This is a genomic window from Mycoplasma sp. 1781, from assembly GCF_053851675.1.
The window spans coordinates 1-1,263 of record NZ_JBSQBC010000027.1 but is presented as its reverse complement, the minus strand read 5'-3'; the positions used below and the strand labels follow the sequence as shown (position 1 = coordinate 1,263).

Genomic DNA, 1,263 nt, shown 5'->3' with positions numbered 1-1,263 from the left:
ATAATTTTTATTACAAGAATTTATATAAACATTATGATAGATCAAAAGAAGGCAAACAAGGGTTTGATTTTCCTCTCGATGAAGGTGGAACCTTTGATTTTGATGTGTATCCGTTAGATCTGCCAGAGGAAAATATTCCATGAGAATTTTATGAACCGGACCATAATCAACCATGGGATGAAGATGATGAACCATCTAAGCCAAAAGTTTTACAAACAACACAAGATGCAAGTAAATTGGCCGATTTTTTTGCAAATCTACTTAGCGGTAGTTTAGGAAGCTATGGTATCCAAAGTGATAAAGATGGCCTTACATTTCAAATAAATTAAATTTTATAATAATTAATTTTTTATTCTAAACCAGATATAAGTCTGGTTTTTTATTATCAATAGGGTTAAAAATTAATATTAAAATGCGAATAAAACTTATTAAGCATGGCTAAAAAATGCCGTTTTTAAGCTAAAATACCTTGTTGAAGTTAAGAACAAAAAATGCGATGCATATTCAAAAGCCTAGATATTTTGTGAATAAAAATTGAAAATTATATACAAAAACCCCCATTGTTCAAATAGAACAAGAGGAGAATAATAAAAAAAGAAAATTACTTTTCAGAGCTTTAACCAACATTAATAGTACTAATTTGCAGCCCTTACTTATAAAACAAACCAAACCACTAAAAATCTAACATCTATAAATTCTAAAACTAGTGAACAAAAATGATTTACAATCAGTTTATGAAACTATTAAAAATATTCTGCCAAAGGATGCTCTAAATGATATTAGACATAAAAATAAACATATTAAAAATTGATTGGTTGGAAATTCATTACCAAAAAATATAATCTTAGATACTCCACAAAAAAGGTGTCGGATGAGAAAATGAACTAGATAATTTTATTTTTTAGTAAGTAAGGATACTTTGTAAGGAAAAACTATAAAAAATGCTTATAAACTGAATAAATTATGATTAAAAAATTCAGTAAGCGTTGAAAAAAGTAAATTTATATAAAAATTTGTGTCTAAATATAGGATACGATTTTTAGTTTCTTATTTATAAAGAATGTTAGAACTGTTTGCAAATATATGATAAGCAGCTTATTATAATCGTGAGCTCGTTCCAGTTTAGTATGATCAAAAAAAATAAGGAATTTACTGATAGAATAGCAATGGAATGTAGTATTAACTTATTGAATAACTATGAGGCGTTACCTTCCTCAAATAGCCAAATTGATTTTCCTTGATTGGCAAATAATACTAATCCAA

Annotated in this window: 1 protein-coding gene; it reads left to right on the top strand. The window is 26.8% G+C overall.

The annotated features are described in order from the left end of the window. Nucleotides 1–329, top strand: a 329-nt coding sequence (locus ACWXVP_RS03210; RefSeq protein ID WP_456013062.1) for a hypothetical protein, incomplete at its 5' end; no start/stop codon positions are given. Between the last annotated feature and the right edge of the window lie 934 nt (nucleotides 330–1,263).